Below are 633 nucleotides of genomic sequence, written 5' to 3' on the forward strand. Positions count from 1 at the left end.
CTCAAGCCAACCGCAAAGCGACAGCTATTTAATACCATTAAAAAGCACACTGGCATCCCGTTAGGCACTCTCAAAGAAGCAGAGCAAAGCATGGCGAACCACGATGTTGACGATGATCTTGCTCATGCATGTGCTTTAGCTTCTGAGATTGGCAGGGACAACGTTATTACCACCGCTGCTTCAGTAATGCGCTGGAGCGAGCGTGGATTCTGGCAGCAACAGGAGAGCAGAGCGGTCAGGCAGTGGGTGCAGGGCTATCTGTCAGATAATGGTGCAGATGTGCGCAAATCCGTTGTGGACAGTGTTACCGACCTGTTATTAACGGAAACCTACCAACCCGAGCTTGAGTTCAACCAAGGCCCAGCTGAATGTGTTAACTGCCCCAATGGTGAGCTGATGCTATCCGCTGATGGCTGGAAGTTGGAGCCTCACAACCGGGAACATTACCGCACTACTCAGGTGCCGGTGAAGTTCGACCCAAATGCAACAGCGCCTCGATTTCAGCAATTCCTGGCCGAAGTGTTTAAGGGTGACGATGACGTCGAACAGAAGGTGCAGGCTTTGCTTGAGGCAATTGGCTACTCGCTGATGGCGCACTGCAACTATGAGTTGTTTGTAATTCTTGTAGGCGGC

Annotated in this window: 1 protein-coding gene; it reads left to right on the plus strand. The window is 51.5% G+C overall.

Features of this window, described 5'->3' with window-relative positions; all coding sequences use genetic code 11:
• Positions 1 to 90 precede the first annotated feature (90 nt).
• The coding region (locus A3754_RS03295) for a hypothetical protein (protein WP_156496736.1) at positions 91 to 633 on the plus strand (543 nt) is incomplete at its 3' end.

This window comes from Alcanivorax sp. HI0083 (assembly GCF_001635175.1).